Here is a 7000-nt window from a genome sequence, read left to right as displayed (position 1 = left end):
GCCAGGAGGGAGACCACGTTGTTGCCGACGCCGGTCAGGACGGCGTTGCGGACGACCCCGTCTTCCCGCCGCATGTACGCAGCGTACGTCAGGATGAGTCCCCATCCAGCGCCCGTGTCCCACGCGTTCTGCGTCAGGGCCTCCAGCCACGTCGAGGCCGAACCGAGCGTGGACCAGTCCGGCGTGAACAGGTACGCGACGCCTGCACCAGCCCCGGGAAGCGTCAAGGCTCGCACGACGGCGACCACGACGATGACGAGGAGAGTCGGGACCAAGATCGAGTTCGCCTTCTCGATCGTCTTCACCCCACCGCGCACAGCCAGCACGCCCAGCGCCATCATCGTCCCGTGCAGGATGATCGGCCAGGGTGTGCTCTGAAACTCGGACCACGCCGCGAGCGAGGCCTCGCTGGTGGTCGGCAGTCCGGCGAACGCTGAGGCCGTCACGTAGTAGGCACACCATCCCGCGACCACGCTGTAGTAGCACATGATCGCCGCTGCCACAAACGCGACGAACGCTCCCAGCCACGCAAACCGAGGGCCTGCAAGCTTCGCGAACGTTCCGACCACCCCGGCCCGGCCCTTCTGGCCTAGCGCGTACTCGGAGATGATCAGCGGGATGCTCCACGCGACGAGAAACACCAGCCACGCGAAGAGAAACGCTCCCGCACCTTCGGCTCCGGCGTTCGAGGCCGCGATCCTCGGAAAGCGCCAGATGTTGCCCGTCCCGACCGCGATGCCGAGCACGCTCAGGATGAGCGTCCACCGCGACGAGAACCGTTCGTGCTGCGCCATCTAGACAGACACCGATGGACGGCCGAGTCCAGCGCTTGGAGGGGTCTCGTTGGTGGAAGGAGGCGCTGCTGCCGGCGTGTCGGTCTCCATCGAGGACGAGACGGACGGGTCAGGGGTGGTCGAGGCCAACCCCTCGAAAGTGGCCGCGACCTCGAGGGCGGCGGCGCGGTAATCGACGGCGCCTCTCGTCTCGTTACGGGCGTCGAAGACCGTCCGCCCGTCCCGGCTCGCGACTGCGAGTGACGACGACGTACGGATCGCAGTTTTCATGACTGCGTCGCCGTACTTCTGACGCAGGTAGCCGGCGTATCGTGCGTGACGGTTGAGGCGGGCATCGACCTGGGTAAGGAGGAATTTTGGAGTCCCAAGACTCGGGTTCAGTTTGTCCTGGACCAATCCGGCAGACTGCCACGTCTGCTCGGCTCCGACCACAGGCTGGTACTCGGGTGTCACCGGGATAATCAGGTGATCGCTCGCCACGAGAGCGTTCATCGTGTACACAGACAGCGCCGCGGCCGTGTCGATCAGGACGACGTCGTAGTCATGGCCCGCGTTGATCGTTTCGCGGAGCCACAGCACGTCTGTCGGGCGGGTCAGCTTCCGGGCAGCCTTGGTCAGCGAAAGGGTCGACCCGATTAGGTCGAAGCCGCTCACCTTTTGGACTTCGACGTTTCGGATGTCGGCGGTGGCACCCAGCAGGCCTAGGCTCGACAGCTCAACCGGTGGAGCCGTTTTGCCGAGCATACGAGTCAAAAAGCCCTGGGGATCGAAGTCGATGACCAGCACTTTGTATCCCTCGTGCCCAAGGGCTGCGGCGAGGTGAATGGACGAGGTGGTCTTTCCGGTGCCGCCTTTGTGATTGGCGACGGTGAGGACAGGCACAGCGGTAGGAATGAGCGTGAGACGAAGATAGCCGGGAGATGGAGAGCGATACTGCCCAGGTGGCTTAAGTCCTAGTGCGGCCGGTCGATACAGACCATCCCACCTTTGTACTGGCCGTTGAGCTCCTCGAAGCGCCGTATCCCACCCCCACCCTTCAGCTCGTTCGGGTGGTCCTTTGCGGGTGCGATCATGATCGCGCTGAGTATGCCCCCCCTAGGGCTTTACCCCCTCGCCTGGGTCGCGCTCGTTCCGCTGCTCATGAGGTGGTCGATCCGCAAGCCGTCTCTCGACTATGCGCGCGAGTTGTATGCCCTCTTGCTGACGACGAGTTGTTGCCTCGGCTTCTGGCTGCTCTTCAATCCAGATCCAGGACAGGCCGCTGGTGGAGGAGCGAGTCTATTTCTGACCCCCTTGCCCCTCACGATCGCGTTCGTGCTTGCGGGAGCGGTCAAGGAGCGCGTTGGGAAACCCCTGGGGCTTGTAGCACTGGTCCTCAACGTCCTCACGGCGGAGTTCATGACGCTCAAGCTGAGTTTGTCCGTTCCGTGGCTCGTCTTAGGCCACACCCAGGTTGAGGCCCTCGAGTTCATCCAGATCGCTGACCTTGGAGGGGTCCTCTTGATCAGCCTCTGGGTCCTCGCGCTCAACATCACGGCGTTCCTAGCTCTCCCCCGCAAACAGCTGGGCCATGACGCTCAACCCACAGCGATCGGCCAGCAAGGGATGTACTTCGGTGTATTTGCCGCCCTCATTGCAATTCCCGTCGTGTATGGGAGTGTGCGGACCGCGCAGTCCGACGTGCCCTCGGGGTTTGCACGCATAGCGATCGTTCAGCCGGGGATCGCCCCGAGGGAGTGGGACGCCCAGAAGGCACCCGAGAAGGTCCGCTACCTCTCGTCTCTCTCGGACGACCTGTTGGCCCGGTGGAACCCGTCCGCCCTCGACTCGAGCGCGGTCGCTCGACAGCGTGGATCGACTGGTGACGTCGGGTTACTCATCTGGCCCCAGTCGTCCATCCCCCAAATGCCTTCGGCGCGAGAGGAGTCGAGGCTGTACCAACGTCTCTCGGATTGGGGGGAGCGGCGTGGCGTGAGCCTCCTGGCAGGTGCCGTCGTCGGCTCGTCGAACGGGGAAGGCACCGCAGGAGACATGGATACGGCCGTGCTGTTTAGGCCAGGAAAACCTACCGTGACATACAACCCGATGCGGAGCGTCATGGTCACGGACAACTCCCAAGCCCGTGGCGACGAGCGGGTGCTTCTCGATGCAGGGGGCACAGAGATCGCGACGACCGTCGGGTTTGAGTCCGTCTTCGGTGATCACGTCCGTCAGTTCACGAAGTCGGGCGCCAACTTGATCGTCGTGCTGTCGCGAAACGACTTGTGGGGGCGTACGTCGGGGCTGTACCAACACATGATGATCACCAGGCTCAGGGCAATCGAGTCCCGTCGAGCCGTCGTGCTGTCGACCGTGAGCGGCGTGTCGGCGATGATTACTCCGTCTGGCAACATCCACGAGACGGCTGGCTGGATGGATCAAGACGTCGTCCCGATCGAAGCGCCGATCTTTCGCCACGAGACGCTCTACGTCAGGCATGGCGATTGGCTTGGAGCGTGGGCGCTCGGCCTCTCACTGGTCTTCAACATTGGAGTGGTGCTGATCACCAGCCTGTACCCGGCCACCATGTCTCGACGGAAGACGTCGGTCCGAGCCGCCCACACGTAGCGATCTTGGGGCGATGATCTCGCTCCGCGCCCCGCTGATACTCGCCTCGGCCAGCCCTCGTCGGAAGGCTCTCCTCGAGAGCCTCGGCCTCGAGTTCGAGGTCCGGGCGACCGACGCCGACGAAACGTGGCCGGAGAACGTCGAGATCGGACGGGCGGCCGAAACCGTGGCGATGAGGAAGGCGCGCGCCCTCGAGGCCACGTCCTCGATCGTGCTCGCGGCTGACACCGTCGTCGTCCTCGACGGCGAGGTGCTGGGCAAGCCCGCGGACGACCTCGAGGCCGGGGACACGCTGCGGCGCCTTCGGGGCAGGACCCACTCCGTCGTCACGGCCATGGCGTTGCGGTACGGTGGCCGAGAGACGTCCGACCACGTGACGACGCGCGTCACGTTCGCCGACCTCGAGGACGCCGAGATCGACGCCTATGTGTCGACAGGGTCCCCGCTCGACAAGGCGGGGTCGTACGGAATCCAGGACGACATGGGCGCGTTGCTGGTCGACCGCATCGAGGGCGACTATTTCAACGTGGTCGGCCTTCCGCTCCGCCGCTTCTACACCCTCCTCAAGGCGTTCGTACCCGACCTCGTCACCTCGACCTAACCATGCGATACGTCATCTTCGCTGTCACCTTTCTTGTGGCAGGGTGCGGCTCCGAGGAGCCGACTCCACCGTCATTGGCACCGGTCGAGGACGTTGCGGACGCCGGCTCGTCGGTCTTCGGCCAGATCGAGGACGCGCAATCGCTGACTCGGCTGACGGACCTCATCGAGGTCGCCGGCCTCACGTCGGTGCTGGCGGACACCTCGACGGCGTACACCGTGTTCGCTCCGTCCAACGACGCGTTTGAGTCGTCGGGGATCGACCTCGAGGTCGACTCGCTTCGGGCTCGGGAGATCGTTCTGAGTCACGTGCTGAGCACACGGATGCTGACGTTCGATGTCTTCCCGGACCTCTCCATCGAGACCCTAGGCGGGAGCGAGATTTCGTTCGCGGAGGCTGGTGAGGGTCTGTCCGTGATCGGACCAGGGGGAACCGGACGGATCATCGAGTCGGACCTAGACACGGACAACGGCGTCGTGCATGTCATCGACACCGTCATCTCCCCCCGCTAGCATGTCTTCCGCACCCGTTTACCTTCTCATCGGCGCCACAGGTGGCATCGGGACGCCTCTCACACGTCACCTGGCATCGGGAGGAGCGAGCGTCGTCATCGGAGCTCGGCAAGCGGACCGGCTCGGGGTGCTCGCACAAGAGACCGGAGCCCAGGCGTTTACGTTGGACGCAACGGACGCCGACGCGGTCTCGGGCCTGGTCCAGGCGACCGTCGAGGCCCATGGCCGGCTCGACGGCATCGTCAACCTGGTCGGCTCGATCGTTCTCAAGCCTGCTCACGCGACGTCTCCAGAGGAGTTCGACGAGACGCTCCAGCTCAACTTGCACACGGCGTTTTACGCCGTCCGGGCGGCAGCGAAAGCGATGCAAAAGAACGCCGATCCCAAAGGGGGCTCGATCGTCTTGATGTCGAGCGTCGCAGGACGGTACGGGCTCGCGAACCACGAAGCCGTCGCTGCTGCCAAGGGTGGCGTCGAAGGGCTCGTCCGGGCCGCCGCCGCGACCTACGCCCCAAAGGGCGTCCGCGTCAACGCCGTCGCGCCGGGGCTCGTCCGCACGCCCCTCGCAGGTCGGCTCGTGGCGTCGGAGCAAGCCGTGGAGGCGTCGGCCAAAATGCACGCCCTGGGCCGGATCGGGGAGCCCGAGGACCTGACCGACGCCATCGCGTTCCTGCTCGACTCGGAACGGAGCGGGTGGGTGACGGGGCAGACGTTGTCCGTCGACGGCGGATTTGCGACCGTTCGGCCTCGATAGGCACGTTGATCGAGTCGAGTTCGTTGAGACTGGGCGCTCCGGCGCGCTACCTTCGTCCTCGATGTCGCGTCCCCCCGGACCTCACCGTTTTATGACCCTGATCCTCAAGGTGGTGACGTCCGCTGCGCTCGCCGCAGCCGCTCTGTGGACGGCGACGGGCGTCCCGGTGACGCCGGCCGCGCCGTGGGCGGGGTCGTCGTCACAGGTCGAGCAGGTAGCGGACACGCTGTCGCCGGCCTCGATGCTCGGCCAGATCGTAGCGACCTCGAGTGACGTCCAGGACCTCGACGACTTGGTGTCACGAGGGCGGATCGGCCGCATCGAGGTCGACGGCGGGACCATCGAGGACCACCTCGAGCGCGTCAACACCTGGCAGGACCGGTCGCCCTTCCCGGTTCACATCGCGGCGCCCTCGAGGACGCTCGGCCTCCCGTTCAGCGACAGCCCAGGCTACTCGTCCCCGCTCGCCCTCGAGGCCACGGGCCGGCCAGACCTGGCCTACATGACCGGCGAGGCGCTGGCGACGGCCTCGAGGCCGCTCTCGGTCCAGACGCCGGGCACGTCGATCGTGGTGGGAGGTCCGCTCCAGACGTTCGACGTGGACCGGCACCCTGCGGCCGAGTCGCTCGTCAGGGGCGTACGTGCGGGTCAGGTGCTCCCCAGCGCCCGGCTCGAGGGCGCGGGAGACCTGGACGCCCTGGCCACGCTCTCGAACGCGGGCTTGATGGAGGTCCGGCTCACCATCGAGGACGCCCAGGACGTGGACCTCATCCGCTCGATCAAGCAGCAGGGTGTGTTCACGGGCCTCATCGTGGCTGAAACGAACGATCGAGCATCCTACGCCCTAGAGGCTGTCGCCGAGGGCGCGGACGTCGTCCAATCCCGAGCTCCAGGTGTCGTGTTCGACTCGCTCGCGCGGGGAATTGAGGATGGCCGCTTGACGCTGGCGCGCGCGCGCGACGCCTCGACCCGTGTGCTGTCCGCAAAGGTCTGGGCCGGCCTCGATCTCGCACCTCCACCTCCCACGACGGGTCAGGAAGGTTCTGTGACCAGCCTGCAGATTCGCCCTTGGAGGCCGATCGATACGTCGCTGCGTCGCCGGACCGGTCTTCTCGAGGGCGAGGTCGCTCGCCGCTCGATCACCGTCCTGCAAGAGGAAGACGGCCCGCTTCCGGTCGTGGGCACGTCGGCTCCTCCGTCCGTGTTTACGGTCGTCCTCGATCCAGCGGCCGACCCGGACCGCGCGCTCCCATTCGTCAACACGCTTGCGACAGGCTTGACATCGAGCCGGGTCAGCTACACGCGTCTCGGGCTCGGGCTTGAGCAGTCCGACTACGAGACCGCCCTCGAGGTCGCACGTGGGTCAGACCTGGTCGTGATCGCAGCGTTTGCAGATACCGACGGGCTCCTCGCCTCTCGGCACTTTGCCGTCGCGGACCAGCTTCTGCGTCTGGGCAAAACGATCGTGTGGGCCTCGATCGGACCCGCGTCGCTCTCCACCGGTCTGCCACCGTCCGACGCCCACGTGCTGGCATACCAAACCACACGTGGTGCCCAGCTGGCAGCAGCCCACGCAATCACGGGTCGACTCGAGGTCGGTGGCACGCTCCCGATCGCCGTTGCCGGCGCCTACGGTGTCGGTAATGGGCGTCAGATTCAGCAGGAGGCTCTACGTCCCGGGTCCCCCGCCGAGGCGGGTCTCGACGCTGGCGCGACGGCGCGGATCGACGGC

7 protein-coding genes are annotated in these 7000 nt (G+C 65.8%); 5 read left to right on the top strand and 2 right to left on the bottom strand.

Annotated features, from left to right (window positions below):
- On the bottom strand, positions 1-794 hold a 794-nt coding region (locus WBA11_RS17500), incomplete at its 3' end, for a sodium-dependent transporter (RefSeq protein WP_424521925.1).
- Positions 795-1688 carry a ParA family protein gene (locus WBA11_RS17495; protein WP_424521926.1) on the bottom strand — a complete coding sequence of 298 codons (894 nt, stop codon included), beginning with the start codon at positions 1686-1688 and terminating at the stop codon, positions 795-797.
- Positions 1689-1865: 177 nt separating this feature from the next.
- On the opposite strand from WBA11_RS17495, the gene lnt reads away from it, so the two are divergent.
- The 5 genes from lnt to WBA11_RS17470 form a co-directional block, all read left to right on the top strand.
- A complete protein-coding gene (gene lnt / locus WBA11_RS17490) occupies positions 1866-3401 on the top strand; it encodes an apolipoprotein N-acyltransferase (RefSeq protein WP_424521924.1) in 1536 nt (511 codons plus the stop codon).
- A gap of 13 nt (positions 3402-3414) precedes the next feature.
- Positions 3415-4002 carry a Maf family protein gene (locus WBA11_RS17485; RefSeq protein WP_424521923.1) on the top strand — a complete coding sequence of 196 codons (588 nt, stop codon included), beginning with the start codon at positions 3415-3417 and terminating at the stop codon, positions 4000-4002.
- Positions 4003-4004: 2 nt separating this feature from the next.
- A complete protein-coding gene (locus tag WBA11_RS17480; RefSeq protein ID WP_424521922.1) occupies positions 4005-4514 on the top strand; it encodes a fasciclin domain-containing protein in 510 nt (169 codons plus the stop codon).
- Between the two features lies 1 nt (position 4515).
- Positions 4516-5268, top strand: coding sequence for an SDR family NAD(P)-dependent oxidoreductase (locus tag WBA11_RS17475; RefSeq protein ID WP_424521921.1), 753 nt, complete (start codon positions 4516-4518; stop codon positions 5266-5268).
- A gap of 91 nt (positions 5269-5359) precedes the next feature.
- The coding region (locus tag WBA11_RS17470; protein ID WP_424521920.1) for a hypothetical protein at positions 5360-7000 on the top strand (1641 nt) is incomplete at its 3' end.

Origin of the sequence: Rubrivirga sp. (assembly GCF_049648075.1) — a bacterium.
Lineage (GTDB): Bacteria > Bacteroidota > Rhodothermia > Rhodothermales > Rubricoccaceae > Rubrivirga.
The sequence above is the reverse complement of the archived record's forward strand: the minus strand, read 5'-3'. Positions and strand labels throughout refer to the sequence as shown.